This window comes from Nocardia sp. NPDC056064 (genome assembly GCF_042266925.1).
In the GTDB taxonomy this organism is placed as follows: domain Bacteria; phylum Actinomycetota; class Actinomycetes; order Mycobacteriales; family Mycobacteriaceae; genus Nocardia.
This window is the reverse complement of record NZ_JBHJWO010000003.1, coordinates 95,962-111,764: the sequence shown is the minus strand read 5'-3', so window position 1 is coordinate 111,764 and position 15,803 is coordinate 95,962. Positions and strand designations below refer to the sequence as shown.

Here is a 15,803-nt window from a genome sequence, read left to right as displayed (position 1 = left end):
CGCAAGAATCGCCCGGCTGTGGTTAGCTATGCGGTCATGGGCACGCCGCACACCGTCATCTCCGAAGAGTATCTCCCCACCGACACCGCGGATGTCGTTCGCACTGTACGCGATTCGCGTGATCGTTCGGAACGGTTGACGGTGCGTGGCGGCGAACAGACCGAAGAGTCCTACGGGCTGGCCGACCAGCGCGGGGTGCTCTCGCTGCGCAGGATGAACTCGGTGCTCGACATCAACCTCGGCAGGCGCACCGTGCGGGTCCAGGCGGGCGCGAAGCTCTCCGAGATCGACCGCAGGCTCGGCGCGCACGGTCTCGGCCTGCCGGTGGTTGGCGATCACCGCGACATCACCGCGGGCGGTTTCGCCTCGGTCGGCGGTGTCAGCACCGCCTCGCACCGCTACGGCATGTTCATCGACCAGATCGTCGACCTCGAGTACGTCGACCCCGACGGCCGGATCGGCACCTGCGGGCGCGGTCATCACACCGAGCGGTTCCAGCGCATCCTCGGCGCGGGCGGGCGCGCGGGCATCATCACCGCGCTCACCCTGGACGTGGTCGAGGTCGACAAGGACCACACCTGGCTGACCACCGACGCCGACCGCTTCCTGGACTTCGACTCCTTCGTCGAGCACGCCACCACCGAGATCACCAATCCCGGCAGCGCGGCCCTGCAGGTGGGCCGCTGGGTCGACACCGCCGCGATCAAGGTGGCCCGGCCGGTCGGCGCGGGCCAGGTGAACCTCGGCGCGGTCCGTTTCGGCCAGTGGTCGAGCCTCTACCCCACCGCGCCCACCCGCGGCCTGCGGGCCCGGCGCGAGGTCGGTACCCGCACCCGCAAGTCGCTGGGCGCCATCGCCTCGGCCGCAGGCGGGCGCGCGGGCATGCCGGTGCGCAACGCGGCCGCCGGCGCGCTGATGTTCGCGCCGAAGGTGCTCACCATGCGCGACGCCGAATACCTCGCCGACACGGTCATCAACTCCTCCGAGCGCGGCCCCGCCTACCGCGTCGGCGTGTTCGCCCCGCTGGCCAACTACGGTTCGGTCTTCTACGGCCTGCACGACCTGTTCGCCGGCCACCGCGAGCGCACCGGCTGCTTCACCGTCATCTCCGCGATGACCTACGGCGTCCGCTCGGCCTACCTGCGCGCCGAAGCCGCCGCCCGCGGCCTGTCCCCCGCCGACTACGGCCTGATCACCTTCACCTGCCGCCTGCGCCCCTCGGCCCTGCCCTCGGAGCAACTGCGCGAGATCGTCGCCCGCATCGACGACATCTGCCGCTCGGAACAAGCCCTGCGCTACAGCGTCTAGGAACCCGACGAAAGAAGGGCCCCACCGGAATTCCGGTGGGGCCCTTCTCGTAGGTGTGTCAGTGCTTTTCTGCACCCAGGTAGTACTCGAAGACCAGGCCGGCCGCCGCGGCGAGCACGAGCACCACGCCGAGGCCGATCAGCCAGAACTGGAAGAACGCCAGGCCCAGCGCGGTGACCGAACCGGCCGCCGCCAGGGTGATGGGCCAGAAGCTACCGGGCGAGAAGAAGCCCAGGTCACCGGCGCCGTCGACGATCTCGGCCTCCTCGTAGTCCTCGGGCCGCAGGTCGATGCGGCGCGCGACGAACCGGAAGTAGGTGCCGATGATCAGCGACAGACCGGCGGTCAGCACGATCGCGGTGGTACCGGCCCATTCGATGCCGGTGCGCGACTGCGCGGTGAAGAAGCCGTAGACGATGCCCACCAGGATGAAGAACGCCGTGAGCAGTTCGAAGATCCGCGCTTCGATCCTCATATCAGAATCCTCACTTGCTCTCGTTCACCGAAGCGCTCTTGAGATCGCGCTTGGTGTTGAAGGGGTACGTGGAGGTGGCCACCGGCGACTCGCCGATCGACTCGAGCGCCTCACCGTTGGTCTTGCCGTCCTGGCGCGCCTTCAGGTACTGGGCGAACTTCTCCGGCGAGACGGCCCTGACCTCGAAGTTCATCATCGAGTGGTAGGTACCGCACATCTCGGCGCACCGGCCGACGAAGGCACCTTCCTCCTCGATCTCCGAGATCTGGAAGACGTTGTCGGAGTGGTTCTCCTTCGGGTTCGGCATCACGTCGCGCTTGAACATGAACTCCGGCACCCAGAAGGCGTGGATCACGTCGGCGGCGGCGAGCTGGAACTCGATGCGCTTACCGGTGGGCAGCACCAGGACCGGGATCTCGGTGCTGGAACCGTAGGTCTCGACCTTGTCGTAGTGCAGGTACGAGAGGATGTCGTTCTCCGGCTTGCCGTGCACCGGGCCCGGCTGCGGGTGACCCTCGTCGTTCTTGCGCTCCTTGTACTGCTCGAGCTGCTCCTCGTTGAGGAGTTCGCGCTCGGTGTCGATGCCGTTCCAGGTCATCCCGCCGACGTTGTTCACGTTGCGGTAGCCGAACTTCCAGTTCCACTGGAACGCGGTGACGTCGACGGTCACATCCGGGTTGTCCGTCTTCTCGTGCACGTAGTTCTGCACGACGACGGTGAAGTAGAACAGCACCGCGATGATCACGAACGGGATCGCGGTGTAGGTCAGCTCCAGCGACACGTTGTAGCCCGTCTGGCGCGGGAACTCCGGGGAGTCCTTGCGCTTGCGGTGCACGATGATGGTCCAGAAGGTCAGACCCCAGACCAGCACGCCCATGGCGAGCGCGGCCAGGACCGACCAGGTCCACAGCTCCCGCATCCGGGTGGCCTGCGGCGTGATGCCCGAGGGCCAGCCGAACCGCAGCCAAACATTGTCGATCGAGCAGCCCGAGACGAGGACGGCAGTGATCCCCAAGGACACCGCCAGCCCGGCCCGTCGAAGGAGACGGCCCTGCCGACCCCGAACGGGTCGAGCCCCGATCTCTTCGCTCGCCTTGTGCGCCACGCTCACGCCTTCCTGGTCGCCACACATTCCGACACATCGCGTCGTCGCAGGCCGCGATTCGCCCGCGCCGACGCGTATTCAAAGCAGTTTCAGGCCGCCCTCGAGTATTGCCGCTGTGATGCCTGCACACCTGAGAAGGACCTGAGTACTACGCAGCGTAGACCAAAGCGGGCACTGTCTTGCCGCGGGGTCACTTTCGACACTCCGTCGATACCCGGCGGCGAGTGCCGACCTGCGCTTACACGCCCGCGAACGACGTCATCGCCTGGACGGTCGTAATCTTCGGCGGACGAGTGATGCCCTCGGCCGCACCCGCCAGTACTGTTGACGCGACGGGATTGCATTCACGCAACGGTATTGCGTACACGCAATGCAACGCGCCGGGCGGTCCCGGCTCCGACCCTGCCAGACGTTCGGGCGCCGTTGCGCTCGCACATCCAGAGAAAGGCTTGCCGACACCGTGTGCGGACTGCTCGGATTCCTGACAGCTGAGACGGCGACGACCGAGGTGGTCGATCAGGTGTACGACGCCCTGCACTGCCAGCGGCACCGTGGGCCCGACGAGAAGGGCACCTGGCACGACGAGCACATGATCTTCGGCTTCAACCGCCTGTCGATCATCGATATCGAGCACTCGCACCAGCCGCTGCGCTGGGGCCCCGCGGACAACCCGCAGCGCTACGCCATGACCTTCAACGGCGAGATCTACAACTACCTGGAACTGCGCGAGCAGCTGGCCGCCGAGCACGGCGCCGAATTCCCCGAGGGCAAGATCTTCGCCACCGACGGCGACGGCGAGTCCATCGTGGCCGCCTTCCACTTCTGGGGCCCCGAGGCCGTGCGCAAACTGCGCGGCATGTTCGCCTTCGCGATCTGGGACACCGAGAAGCAGGAACTGTTCCTGGCGCGCGACCCGTTCGGCATCAAGCCGCTGTTCTACGCCACCGGCCCCGGCGGCACCGCCTTCGCCAGCGAGAAGAAGAGCGTGCTGGAGCTGCTGAGCCCGCTGGGTGTCTCCGACGACCTCGACCCGCGCGCCCTCGAGCACTACACGGTGCTGCAGTACGTGCCCGAGCCCGAGTCGCTGCACGCGAACATCCGCCGCCTCGAATCCGGCACCTACGCCACTGTGCGGGTCGGCCAGGCGCCCCAGGCCACCCGCTACTTCCGGCCCGACTTCCGGGTGCGCCCGTTCGCCGAGGGCGCCGCGCAGGCCCGCTACGCCGAGATCGCCGCCGCGCTCGAGGACTCCGTCGCCAAGCACATGCGCGCCGATGTCACCGTCGGCTCGTTCCTGTCCGGCGGTATCGACTCCACCGCCATCGCCGCCCTGGCCATGCGGCACAACCCGAAGCTCATCACCTTCACCACCGGTTTCGAGCGCGAGGGCTACTCCGAGGTCGACGTGGCCGCCGAGTCCGCCGAGCTGATCGGCGCGCGCCACATCGTCAAGGTGGTCTCGCCCGCCGAGTTCGCCGCCGCCATCCCCGAGATCGTCTGGTACCTCGACGACCCGGTCGCCGACCCGGCACTGGTGCCGCTGTACTTCGTGGCCAAGGAGGCCCGCAAGCACGTCAAGGTGGTGCTCTCCGGCGAGGGCGCCGACGAGTTGTTCGGCGGCTACACCATCTACCGGGAACCGTTGTCGCTCGCGCCCTTCGAGTACCTGCCCGCCGGGCTGCGCAAGCTCGTCGGCAAGCTCGGCGACCGCATTCCCGACGGCAAGCGCGGTAAGTCGCTGCTGCAGCGCGGCTCGCTCACCCTCGAGGACCGCTACTACGGCAACGCCCGCAGCTTCAACGACGCCCAGCTGCGCGCGGTGCTGCGCGAGTTCCGCCCCGAGTGGACCCACCAGGACGTCACCGCCCCGATCTACGCCCAGTCCGCCGGCTGGGACCCGGTCGCGCGCATGCAGCACCTGGACCTGTTCACCTGGCTGCGCGGCGACATCCTGGTCAAGGCCGACAAGATGACCATGGCCAACTCCCTGGAACTGCGTGTGCCGTTCCTGGACAACGAGGTCATGCGCGTGGCCCAGGGCCTGCCCTACGACCAGAAGATCACCAAGGAGACCTCGAAGTACGCCCTGCGCCAGGCCCTGGACGGCATCGTCCCCGACCACGTCCTCAACCGCGCCAAGCTCGGCTTCCCGGTCCCCCTGCGCCACTGGCTGCGCGGCACCGAACTCTACGACTGGGCCGAGTCCCAGATCGCCGACTCCCAGACCGACCACCTCATCGACAAGGCCGCCGTCCACCAGATGCTGCGCGACCACAAGGCAGGCGTGTCCGACCACAGCCGCCGCCTCTGGACCCTGCTGGTCTTCATGATCTGGCACGGCATCTTCGTCGAGAACCGCATCAAGCCCGAAATCCAGGAACCCACCTACCCGGTCTCCCTGTAGACCCACAGACGACGAACGCCCCCTCGATCGAAAGATCCAGGGGGCGTTCGCTTTCCCGCCGTCAGAGCAGGGCGGAGAGTTCGTCGGCGGCGTCGGTGCCGTAGGCCTTGGTGAGGCGTTCGACGGCTTCGTCCTTGTTCAGGGTCCATTCCTGGGTGCCGGTGGTCTCCAGGACCAGTACGGCGATCAGGGAGCCGAGCTGGGCGGCGCGTTCCAGGCTCAGGCCGGCGCGGTGGGCGGTGAGGAAGCCCGCGCGGAAGCCGTCGCCGACGCCGGTCGGGTCGACCTTGGCCACCTCGGGCACCACGCCGACGCGCACCTCGGTGCCGTCGGCGTCGACCACCAGCACGCCCTCGGCGCCCAGTGTGGTCACCCGGATGCCCACCTTGGCGGCGATCTCGGCCTCGCTCAGGCCGGTCTTCTGCAGCAGCAGGCCCCACTCGTACTTGTTGGTGAACAGGTAGGCGGCCCCGTCGACCAGTTCGGCGGCCTGCTCGCCGTCCAGGCGGGCCAGCTGCTGGGAGGGATCGGCCGCGTAGGCGATGCCCTGCGCCTTGGCCTGGCGGGTGTGCGCCACCATCGCCTCGGGATCGTTGGCGCCGACCAGCACCAGGTCCACCTCGTGCGCTGCGGCGATCGCGGCGATGTCGATATCGCGCGCCTCGCTCATCGCCCCGGGGTAGAACGACGCGATCTGCGCCATCGCCTCGTCGGTGGTGCAGACGAACCGCGCGGTGTGCGCGGTGCCGGAGATGTGCACCGCCGAGCAGTCGACGCCGTTGTCCTCCAACCACTTCCGGTATTCGGCGAAGTCGGCCCCCACCGCGCCGACGAGCAGCGGCCGCTGCCCCAGCAGGCCCATCGCGTAGGCGATGTTGCCCGCCACCCCGCCACGACGGATCTGCAGATCGTCGACGAGGAAGCTCAGGGACACATGATCGAGTTGATCGGCAAGCAGCACATCGGCGAACTTGCCGGGGAATCGCATGAGGTGGTCGGTGGCGATGGACGCGGACACAGCAACAGACACGAGGCAGGGCCCCTTCGACGCTAGGCGGAAAAACAGAAAAGTCCGGAATCACCGATCCCGGACTTCAACGGTAGCAAGCGCCACACCCCCCGCGGTTCACCTCCGCGCAACCACGACGGTCCACCCGCCTTCACGAGTGGACCTCCCCCGCCTCACGCACCCACCTACGGACTCCCAGCCCGACCACCACGTTTTCGGCCGCCCCACAACCGAGGGGCGATACGTCACGGCGAAGCCGGAGTATCGCCCCTCGGTTGTGGGGTTACGAGGCCGAAAACCCGCGGCGCCAGCCGCCGATCAAAACTGCCGAAAACCCGCGGCGCCAGCCGCTAGTTGAAGCTATCGCCGCAGGCGCAGGAACCCGTGGCGTTGGGGTTGTCGATGGTGAAGCCCTGCTTCTCGATGGTGTCGACGAAGTCGATCGACGCGCCCTGGATGTAGGGGGCGCTCATGCGGTCGACCGCGAGCTTGACGCCGGAGAACTCGACCACGATGTCCCCGTCGAGGACTCGGTCGTCGAAGAAGAGCTGGTAGCGCAGGCCGGCACAGCCACCCGGCTGGACGGCGATGCGCAGGGCGAGGTCGTCGCGACCTTCCTGGTCGAGCAGCGCCTTCGCCTTGGCGGCGGCAGCGTCGGTCAGCGTCGCACCGTGGGTCTCGGTGGCGGTCTCGTTCTGCACAGTCATGGACACTCCTAATTCGACTCAGCCCGTCAACGGACCTCAGGTGCACAGCGCACGACACGCATCAACGTCGCAGCGCTCGCTGTTATTCCTATTTTGCCACCCGCACGTCGATCGGTGGACACGCCCTGGGTGCTTCGCCCCACACTACCCCTGCTCGCCGGGTGATCCGGGTCACGCGGCGGGGCCCGATGAGACCGGGCGCACCGCGTGCAGGACCGCATTACCCCCGCACGGGCCCCATCGAATAGCCTGGTGAACGTGAAATTGTTCCGTCGTGACGAGTCCAGCACCATCGACGAGTCCGTCGACCCCTCGGTGCCGGACGCAGATCAGGCCGCCGCCGCTTCCTCGTCGACCACTCCCGGTAAGGGCCGTCCGACGCCGAAACGGCGTGACGCGGAGGGCAAGCGACGCGGCCCGGTGGCGCCCGCCCCGATGACCGCCAAGGAAGCGCGCGCCCGCCGCAAGGCCGCCAAGGGCAACAAGGAAGACCGCAAGGCCGCCGCCGCGGATCGCCGCGCCGCCGTGCAGGAGCGTCGCGCCCGCATGCTGGCCGGTGAGGACAAGTACCTGCTGCCGCGCGATCAGGGCCCGGTGCGCGCCTATGTGCGCAATATCGTCGATGCCCGGCGCAATCTGGTCGGCCTGTTCATGCCGATGGCGCTGGTGCTGATCATGTCGATGTTCGTCGCTCCCGGCCTGCAGACCATCGTCACCCTGGCGATGCTGGTGATGATGGTGTTCATGATCATCGAGGGTTTCGTGCTCGGCAAGATCGTGAACAACCGGGTGATCGAGCGGTTCCCCGACACCACCGACACCGGTTTCAAGCTGGGCTGGTACGCCTTCGTGCGCGCCTCGCAGATCCGCAAGATGCGCGCCCCCAAGCCGCAGGTGGGCCCCGGCGACGCCGTCTGACCCTCTCCGAACTGCTCGAATGCCGTTCCACCGCACCGGTGGGGCGGCATTCGTCGTCTCAGCTGTGCCCGCGCGGGATATTGCTCGCGTAGCCGGCGATGGCGGTGAGTTCGGCGGTGATCCGCTGGGTGTCGCGGTCGACGATGCCGGTCGATCCGGCGGTGCCGCGCCCGATCAGCACGGCGAATCCGATGATGACGGCGAGGACGATCAGAAAAGTAACCATGGCAGAAAGTTTGCGCTCGTCGGTTTTCCGCCGAAAGTGGCTGTCCTGTCATTGTGCGCAAAGATTCGGCCAGATAGCATGGACACATGCTGTCGAAGGTCGCCGTGGTCCTCAACGACCGGCTCGCCATGTTCGAATTCGGCGTGGTCTGTGAGGTTTTCGGGCTCGACCGCGCCGGTGACGGCCTGCCCGGCTTCGATTTCCGCGTGTGCGGCGTCGAGCCCGGCAAGCCCCTGCGTTCCACCACCCCCGGCGTCACGGTGACCCCGGACTACGGCCTGGACGAACTCGCCCACGCCGACCTGGTCGCCGTCCCCGCCTTCCCGATCGATGTCGAGCACGCCTACGACCCGCGCGTCGTCGGGGCCGTCCGCGACGCCTCGGCCGCGGGCGCCACCGTGCTCACCGTGTGTTCGGGTGCCTTCCTGGCCGGTGCGGCGGGCCTGCTCGACGGCCGCAAGTGCACCACCCACTGGCGCTATGTCGACCGGCTGGCCGCCCAGTTCCCGGAGGCGACGGTGGACCCCGACGTGCTGTTCGTCGACGAGGGGAACCTGATCACCAGCGCGGGCACCGCCGCCGGCATCGACGCCTGCCTGCACCTGGTCCGCCGCGAGATCGGCTCGGCGGCCGCCAACGGCATCGCCCGCCGCATGGTGGTCCCGCCCCAGCGCGACGGCGGCCAGCGCCAGTTCATCGAGCAGCCGGTGCCCACCTGCACCACCGCGGGCCTGGCGGGCACGCTGAGCTGGCTCACCGAGAACCTGGCCGAACTGCACACCGTCGACGATCTGGCCGCCCGCGCGGGCATGTCCACCCGCACCTTCGCCCGTCGCTTCGCCGCCGAGACCGGCACCACCCCCGTCAAGTGGCTCACCACGCAGCGCGTGCTGTTCGCCAAGGGACTGCTCGAGGCCACCGATCTGCCACTGGACCGGGTGGCCGAGCGCTGCGGCTTCGGCTCCGGCGCGCTGCTGCGCCACCATTTCCAGCGGCAGGTCGGCATCGCGCCCACCGAATACCGGCGCCGTTTCGGTGCGCGGCGGTGAGTGTCACGCGATCGTCATGTTGTCGCGAAAGCCCTGTGAGTCAACACAATCGGGCACCTATCACGGTTGTATCACGAGCGATTTCGCTTGACGGGATCATCGGGCACTGATCAGCTGATCGGGTGTTCTGCGCTGGGCCGGGTAATTCTCGTTGGTCGATCAAAGTCCTGAGCGTGGCCGCGGCCGCGATCGTCACCTCGGTGCTCGGCGTGGCCGCCGCGGTGGCCGCCCCGCCCGGATCGCGCACGCCCGCGGGCGGTCTGGAGCAGCTGACCGTCCCGTCCTCGATGGGCCCGATCACGGTGCAGGTGCAGTGGGCGGCCAGGGGCGGCAGTTCGGCGCTCTACCTGCTCGACGGCCTGCGCGCGCCCGCCGATCACAACCAGTGGACCACCGACACCGACGCGCTGCGCCGATTCGCCGGTGACGACGTGACATTGGTGTTCCCCGTCGGCGGCCATTCCAGTTTCTACACCGACTGGTACCGCCCGAGCGGCACCAACAACCAGGCCGTCACCTACAAATGGGAAACGTTCCTCACCCGCGAACTCCCCGATTTCCTCGCGGGGTACGGAGTTTCGCGCACGAACAACGCGATCGTGGGCGCCTCGATGGGCGGTAACGCGGCCCTCGTGCTGGCGGCCCATCACCGCGACCAGTTCCGTTTCGCCGGTTCGTTCTCCGGATTCGTCAATCCGACCTATCCGATGTGGAACCAGGCCATGCGCGCGGCCATGATCGACGAGGGCAATTTCGCCGTCGACGACATGTGGGGCCCGCCCGGCGATCCCGCGTGGGCGCGCAACGACGCCACCGTGCAGGCCGAACTGCTGCGGGGCCTGCCGATCTACGTCACCACCGGCAACGGCATGCCCGGCTCCCCCGACCTGGCCAACGGTTTCGGCAACACGGTCAACGCGATGGCGCTCGAGTCCATGGCCGCGGTCGCCGCGGGCATCTTCCGCGACCGCGTCACCGAGCTGGGTGTCTCCGCCCGCGTCGACATCCTCAACGGCACCCACACCTGGCCCTACTGGCAGCAGGCCCTCGCCACCGCCCGCCCGCTGATCCTGGACGCGCTCTCCGCCGGGTAGGACACGCATGGACAGCCGAGGTGGAAGCGGCTATCTTCTGAGTTAGTCAGTTAACTAACTAAGGAGCGAACGTGATCGTGGTGACCGGAGCGACCGGGAATGTCGGACAACCGCTGGTGCGGATCCTCGCCGAGGCGGGCGAGAAGGTGACGGCGGTGTCGCGCCGGATTCCGGACGAACTCCCGGACGGCGTGCGGCACGTGGCCGCGGATCTGACGGACCTCGACAGCGTGGCGGAGGCGTTCCACGGGGCGGAGAAGCTGTTCCTGCTCTTCTCCCCCGGTTCCTTCGCCGCCGACGTCCCCGCGATTCTCGCGGCGGCGGAAACCGCGGGGGTACGCCATGTCGTCTTGCTGTCGTCCCAGGGAGTGAGCACCCGACCCGACAGCGCGTCACACGGGGAATTCGGGAAAACGATCGAGGACGCGGTGCGGCGAAGCGGGTTGACCTGGACTTTCCTGCGGCCCAGCGGTTTCCAGTCGAATGCCATGGCCTGGGCCGAGCAGGTCCGGGCCGAGCGGACCGTCAGCGCGCCCTTCGGTGACACCGGCGTGCCCTTCGTCGATCCGGCGGACATCGCGGCGGTGGCCGCGGTCGCGCTGCGCGAGGACGGGCACGCGGGCCGGATCTACGTCTTGACCGGGCCCACCCCGGAAACCCCGAGGGAACGGGCGCGCACGCTGGGCGAGCTCCTCGGCGAGCCGGTGCGTTTCGTCGAGCAGACCCCGGATCAGGCGCGGGCACAGATGCTCGCGTTCATGCCGCCGGACGCGGTCGAGACGACCCTGGCCATTCTCGGTGACCCGACCGAGGAGGAGTCGCGCATCAGCCCCGATGTCGAGGACCTGCTGGGTCGCGCGCCCAGCCCTTTCGCCACCTGGGCGCGACGCCACGCCGCCGTGTTCCGCTGACCCGCGGTCCAGGATCGGCGCGTCGGCGGCGTCGGTTTCGCCGCTGCCGGACGCGGGTCGGGCGGCCGTCGGTTGCTACGGTGCTCGGATGTCTGTCCGCACCCTTGTCCTCGGCGGCGCCCGGTCCGGGAAATCGGCCTTCGCCGAGAATCTGCTGAGCGACGAGCCCGCGGTGCGGTATCTGGCCACGGCGGTGCTCGATCCGGCCGACGACGACTTCGCCGAGCGGGTCGCGGGTCATCGGCGACGGCGACCGGCGCACTGGTCGACCGTCGAGAACACCGAGCCCGCAACGGTTCTCGCCGAGCCGGGACCGGCCGTCCTGCTCGACGACATCGGCACCTGGCTCACCGCGCGGCTCGACGCCAGGGCGGCATGGGAGTCACCGCGCGGCACCGTGTCCCCCGACTGCGACACGCTGGTCGACGCGGTGGCCGAGTACCGGGGACGGCTGGTGATCGTCTCGCCCGAGGTGGGCCTGGGTGTCATCCCGGCGACCCGCTCGGGCCGGTTGTTCCGTGACGAGATCGGCACCCTCAATCAGCGGCTCGCGGCGGTGTGCGACGAGGCGTTCCTCATCGTGGCCGGGCTGCCGGTCCGGCTGAAATGATCCGGGCCGGTCGGCGCGGCGGCACCCGATCCGGGCAAGATGAGTCCGACACCCGGCACCACTGTCGAAAGGCTTGCTAGTGACTCACGGATTCGACCCGGTCGCGGCCCCGGACGCGCGGGTGCGCGCGGCGGCCGAGCAGCGCCAGCGGCAGCTGACCAAGCCGGCCGGATCGCTGGGACGGCTCGAGGAGATCGGCAACTGGGTCGCCGCCTGCCAGGGCGTGTGCCCGCCCCGGCAGTTCGAGCGGGCCCGCGTGGTGGTCTTCGCCGGTGACCACGGCGTCGCGAAGCACGGCGTGTCCGCCTACCCGAGTGAGGTCACCGCGCAGATGGTGGCCAATTTCCTGGCCGGTGGCGCGGCGGTGAACGCGCTGGCCGCCGTGGCGGGCGCGACCGTGCGGGTGGTCGACATCGCCGTGGACGGCGACACCGATCCCACGGTGTCGGCGCACAAGGTCCGCCGCGGCAGCGGTGCCATCGACCGCGAGGACGCGCTGACCGAGGACGAGGTCGCCGCCGCGCTGGCCGCCGGTCGCGCCATCGCCGACGAGGAGATCGACGCGGGCGCCGACCTGCTCGTCGCCGGGGACATGGGCATCGGCAACACCACCCCCGCCACCGTGCTCGTGGCCACCCTCACCGGCACCGAACCGGTGGCCGCCGTCGGCCGCGGCACCGGCGTGGACGACGCGGGCTGGATCCGCAAGGTCGCCGCCATCCGCGACGGCATGCGCCGGGCCCGCCCGATCGCCAAGGACCCGGTCGACCTGCTGCGCGTCGCCGCGGGCGCCGATTTCGCCGCCATGGCCGGATTCCTCGCCCAGGCCGCCGTCCGGCGCACCCCCGTCCTGCTCGACGGCGTGGTGGTGACCGCCGCCGCCCTGGTCGCCGAGGATCTCGCCGCGGGCGCCAAGGACTGGTGGCTGGCCGCGCACCGCTCCACCGAACCGGCCCACGACCTGGCCCTGAAGCACCTGCGCCTGGACCCGCTCATCGACCTGTCCATGCGCCTGGGCGAGGGTTCCGGCGCCCTGACCGCCCTGCCGATCGTGCGCGCCGCGGTCGCCGCGCTCGCCGAGATGTCGACCTTCGCCGACGCGGGCGTGAGCACCGCCGAGGACGAACCGGCCGCGCTCGACCTGACCAAGTGAGCGCACCTCGCGCATCGATCACGAGCCGCCCGGGACGCACGCGCGGGCGGACGTCGTGGTGGCAGCGCCCGCCGGTGTCACCGTGAACGCCGTGCGGTTGGCCGTCTCCTGGCTCACGGTCGCGCCGATCGCCGGGCCCGCGACCGTCGATCGCCGCGGCGCGGGGCACGCGATCACCCTCGCCCCGGTCGTCGGCCTGATTCTCGGCGCGATCGCGACGGGCGCGATGTGGGTGCTCGGCCGGGCCGGACTCGACCCCCTGCTCGCGGGCCTGCTCACCGTCGGCCTGCTGGCCCTGCTCACCCGGGGCATGCACCTGGACGGCCTGGCCGACACCGTCGACGGACTCGGCAGCTACGGTCCGCCGGAACGGGCCCGGCAGATCATGAAGTCCGGGGGCGCCGGGCCGTTCGGGGTGGCGGCGCTGATCTTCGCGATCGGTATCCAGGCGGTGGCGTTCGCGGCGCTGGCCGGGCAGCAGCGATGGTGGGCGATCGCGCTCGCCGTCGCGGTGGGCCGGGTGGCCGTGGTCGTGGCCTGCCGCACCGGCATTCCCGCCGCACCCGAGGCCGGTTTCGGGGCGCTGGTGGCGGGCACCCAGCGGCCCGTGGTGGTGGGGGGCTGCTCGGTCGCCGCGCTCGCCGGGGCCTGCGTGGCGGTGCCCGCGACCCTCTGGCTCGGCCCGCTCGTCACCGCGATCGCCCTCGCGGCGACCTGGCTGATCGTGCGGCACTGCGCGCGCCGCTTCGAAGGGTTGTCCGGCGACATCCTCGGCGCGGTCGTGGAGATCACGGTTTCGCTTGCCGCCGTTGGCTTTTCGCTGACGGTCTAGACGCGCCGCCGGGTCCCGGCAAACTCCGAGTGGTCACAAGGCCGGCATCCGGCACTTGTGCCGTCGCACAGACCGTCCGCTCATCGGTACTCGGTTGCCTCCCCAGCACACCGGTGGCAATACAGTGGACGCCATGTCTTCCGAGCGCCTCTACTTCCGCCAGCTGTTGTCCGGCCGGGATTACGCCGTCGGCGATCCGATCGCCACCCAGATGCGCAATTTCGCGTATCTGATCGGCGATCGGGAGACGGGTGAGACCCTGCTGGTCGATCCGGCGTACAAGGCCTCGGACCTGGTCGAGGTCGCCGAGGCCGACGGCATGCGGGTCAGCGGCGTGCTGGCCACCCACCACCACCCCGACCACGTCGGCGGCACCATGCTCGGCTTCACCCTCGGCGGGGTGGCCGAACTGCTCGAGAAGACCAGCGTCGCGGTGCACGTGAACAAGCAGGAGCTGGACTGGGTCGCCCAGACCACCGGCATCGCCCCCAGCGAGCTGACCGGTCACGACAACGGGGACAAGGTCACCGTCGGCGCCTTCGACATCGAGTTACTGCACACCCCCGGCCACACCCCCGGCAGCCAGTGCTTCCTGTTCGACAACCGCCTCATCTCCGGCGACACCCTGTTCGTCGACGGCTGCGGCCGCACCGACTTCCCCGGCGGCGACTCCGACGAGATGTTCCGCAGCCTGCGCCGCCTGGCCGCCCTCGACGGCAACCCCACCGTCTACCCCGGCCACTGGTACTCCGAAGCCCCCAGCGCCGCACTGGGTTCCATCAAGGACAGCAACTACGTCCTGCGCCCACAAACCCTCCAACAATGGCAGGCCCTGATGCCGGGCTGAAACGCCACGAGTGGGTTCCCTGTGAAAGGGAACCCACTCGGGTGGAATTCCTACACCGTGCGCATCCAGCCGTGGTTGTCGGCGAAAGTGCCGCGCTGGATGCCGGTGAGGGTGTCGCGCAGCGCCATCGTCACCTCGCCCGGCTCACCGCCGCCGATGCTGAACTCGCCCTCGGTCGAGCGCACCCAGCCGACCGGGGTGATCACCGCGGCCGTACCGCAGGCGAAGACCTCGCTGATCTCGCCGGACTCGGCGCCCTTGCGCCATTCCTCCACCGAGACCTTGCGCTCCTCGACCGGGTAGCCGGAGTCGGCGGCCAGCGTCAGCAGCGAGTCGCGGGTGATGCCGGGCAGCAGCGAACCGGACAGTTCCGGGGTCACCAGGCGGGCCTCGGAGCCGGTGCCGTAGACGAAGAACAGGTTGTTGGTGCCCATCTCCTCGACGTAGCTGCGCTCACACGCGTCGAGCCAGACCACCTGGTCGCAGCCCTTCTCGGTGGCCTGGGCCTGCGCGAGCAGCGAGGCCGCGTAGTTGCCCGCCACCTTCGCCTCGCCGGTGCCGCCGGGTGCCGCGCGCACGTACTCGGTGGACAGCCACACCCGCACCGGCTTCACCCCGCGCGGGAAGTACGCGCCCGCCGGCGAGGCCAGCAGCAGGTACTTGTAGGCGGCGGCGGGCTTCACACCCAGCCCCGCCTCGGTGGAGAACATGAACGGACGCAGGTACAGCGATTCCTCGCCACCGGCCGCGGGCACCCAGTCGGCGTCCACGTCGAGCAGCTGACGCACCGATTCGATGAACAGTTCCTCGGGCAGTTCGGCCATCGCCATGCGCGCCGCCGAGCGGCGGAACCGCGCCGCGTTGGCGTCGATGCGGAAGGTGGCGATGCTGCCGTCGGCCTGCCGGTAGGCCTTGAGACCCTCGAAGATGGCCTGGCCGTAGTGGAAGACCATGGTGGCCGGGTCCATCGACAACGGGCCGTACGGTTCGACGCGCGCGTTGCCCCACGCGCCGTCGGCGTAGTCGATGGAGACCATGTGATCGGTGAAGAAGCGCCCGAATCCGGGGGCCGCCAGTACCTCTTCCCGCTGCTGCGCCGCCAGGGGCGCGGGGTGCGGAATACGAGTGAACTGTGCAGCGACTGTCATGATGCGA

At 69.3% G+C, this 15,803-nt stretch carries 16 protein-coding genes; 10 read left to right on the top strand and 6 right to left on the bottom strand.

Annotated elements, in window-relative coordinates:
* The first annotated feature begins 36 nt into the window (after positions 1–36).
* The gene (locus ACFC06_RS27140; RefSeq protein ID WP_375937618.1) at positions 37–1,308 is read left to right on the top strand and encodes an FAD-dependent oxidoreductase; all 1,272 of its coding nucleotides are present in this window, start codon (positions 37–39) and stop codon (positions 1,306–1,308) included.
* 58 nt (positions 1,309–1,366) lie between these two features.
* Here the strand turns inward: ACFC06_RS27140 and ACFC06_RS27135 are convergent, their stop codons facing one another.
* Both ACFC06_RS27135 and ACFC06_RS27130 read right to left on the bottom strand, forming a co-directional pair.
* Positions 1,367–1,783 carry a cytochrome c oxidase subunit 4 gene (locus tag ACFC06_RS27135; protein WP_278265502.1) on the bottom strand — a complete coding sequence of 139 codons (417 nt, stop codon included), beginning with the start codon at positions 1,781–1,783 and terminating at the stop codon, positions 1,367–1,369.
* Between the two features lie 10 nt (positions 1,784–1,793).
* A complete protein-coding gene (locus tag ACFC06_RS27130; protein WP_375937615.1) occupies positions 1,794–2,915 on the bottom strand; it encodes a cytochrome c oxidase subunit II in 1,122 nt (373 codons plus the stop codon).
* Between the two features lie 433 nt (positions 2,916–3,348).
* Here ACFC06_RS27130 and asnB point away from each other — a divergent pair, with 433 nt between their 5' ends.
* Complete coding sequence (asnB, locus tag ACFC06_RS27125; protein WP_375937612.1) at positions 3,349–5,292, top strand: asparagine synthase (glutamine-hydrolyzing); 1,944 nt, start codon at positions 3,349–3,351, stop codon at positions 5,290–5,292.
* 61 nt (positions 5,293–5,353) lie between these two features.
* Here asnB and ACFC06_RS27120 read toward each other — a convergent pair whose 3' ends face one another.
* Positions 5,354–6,280 carry a carbohydrate kinase family protein gene (locus tag ACFC06_RS27120; protein WP_375937939.1) on the bottom strand — a complete coding sequence of 309 codons (927 nt, stop codon included), beginning with the start codon at positions 6,278–6,280 and terminating at the stop codon, positions 5,354–5,356.
* Between the two features lie 371 nt (positions 6,281–6,651).
* Positions 6,652–7,008, bottom strand: coding sequence for an iron-sulfur cluster insertion protein ErpA (gene erpA, locus ACFC06_RS27115; RefSeq protein WP_067496006.1), 357 nt, complete (start codon positions 7,006–7,008; stop codon positions 6,652–6,654).
* 315 nt (positions 7,009–7,323) lie between these two features.
* Between erpA and ACFC06_RS27110 the strand changes: the two genes are divergently transcribed.
* On the top strand, positions 7,324–7,926 hold the full coding sequence (locus ACFC06_RS27110) for a DUF3043 domain-containing protein (RefSeq protein ID WP_375937936.1): 603 nt from the start codon (positions 7,324–7,326) through the stop codon (positions 7,924–7,926).
* Positions 7,927–7,984: 58 nt separating this feature from the next.
* On the opposite strand, the gene ACFC06_RS27105 is transcribed toward ACFC06_RS27110, so the two are convergent.
* Positions 7,985–8,152, bottom strand: coding sequence for a hypothetical protein (locus ACFC06_RS27105; protein ID WP_375937609.1), 168 nt, complete (start codon positions 8,150–8,152; stop codon positions 7,985–7,987).
* 86 nt (positions 8,153–8,238) lie between these two features.
* On the opposite strand from ACFC06_RS27105, the gene ACFC06_RS27100 reads away from it, so the two are divergent.
* The 7 genes from ACFC06_RS27100 to ACFC06_RS27070 all read left to right on the top strand — a co-directional run bounded on the left by ACFC06_RS27100 (position 8,239) and on the right by ACFC06_RS27070 (position 14,648).
* Positions 8,239–9,201: a helix-turn-helix domain-containing protein gene (locus ACFC06_RS27100; protein ID WP_375937606.1), complete on the top strand. Its 963-nt coding sequence runs from the start codon at positions 8,239–8,241 to the stop codon at positions 9,199–9,201.
* 173 nt (positions 9,202–9,374) lie between these two features.
* Positions 9,375–10,295, top strand: a complete 921-nt coding sequence (locus ACFC06_RS27095; protein ID WP_375937603.1) for an alpha/beta hydrolase — start codon at positions 9,375–9,377, stop codon at positions 10,293–10,295.
* 71 nt (positions 10,296–10,366) lie between these two features.
* Positions 10,367–11,206, top strand: a complete 840-nt coding sequence (locus ACFC06_RS27090; RefSeq protein WP_375937601.1) for an NAD(P)H-binding protein — start codon at positions 10,367–10,369, stop codon at positions 11,204–11,206.
* An 88-nt stretch (positions 11,207–11,294) separates the two neighbouring features.
* Positions 11,295–11,816 (top strand): bifunctional adenosylcobinamide kinase/adenosylcobinamide-phosphate guanylyltransferase, encoded by a 522-nt coding sequence (locus ACFC06_RS27085; protein ID WP_375937598.1) that lies wholly within the window; start codon positions 11,295–11,297, stop codon positions 11,814–11,816.
* A 79-nt stretch (positions 11,817–11,895) separates the two neighbouring features.
* Positions 11,896–12,969, top strand: a complete 1,074-nt coding sequence (gene cobT / locus ACFC06_RS27080; RefSeq protein WP_375937595.1) for a nicotinate-nucleotide--dimethylbenzimidazole phosphoribosyltransferase — start codon at positions 11,896–11,898, stop codon at positions 12,967–12,969.
* A gap of 82 nt (positions 12,970–13,051) precedes the next feature.
* Positions 13,052–13,801 carry an adenosylcobinamide-GDP ribazoletransferase gene (locus tag ACFC06_RS27075; protein ID WP_375937933.1) on the top strand — a complete coding sequence of 250 codons (750 nt, stop codon included), beginning with the start codon at positions 13,052–13,054 and terminating at the stop codon, positions 13,799–13,801.
* A gap of 133 nt (positions 13,802–13,934) precedes the next feature.
* Positions 13,935–14,648, top strand: a complete 714-nt coding sequence (locus tag ACFC06_RS27070) for an MBL fold metallo-hydrolase (RefSeq protein ID WP_375937592.1) — start codon at positions 13,935–13,937, stop codon at positions 14,646–14,648.
* Between the two features lie 50 nt (positions 14,649–14,698).
* On the opposite strand, the gene ACFC06_RS27065 is transcribed toward ACFC06_RS27070, so the two are convergent.
* Positions 14,699–15,796 (bottom strand): branched-chain amino acid aminotransferase, encoded by a 1,098-nt coding sequence (locus ACFC06_RS27065; protein WP_375937589.1) that lies wholly within the window; start codon positions 15,794–15,796, stop codon positions 14,699–14,701.
* Between the last annotated feature and the right edge of the window lie 7 nt (positions 15,797–15,803).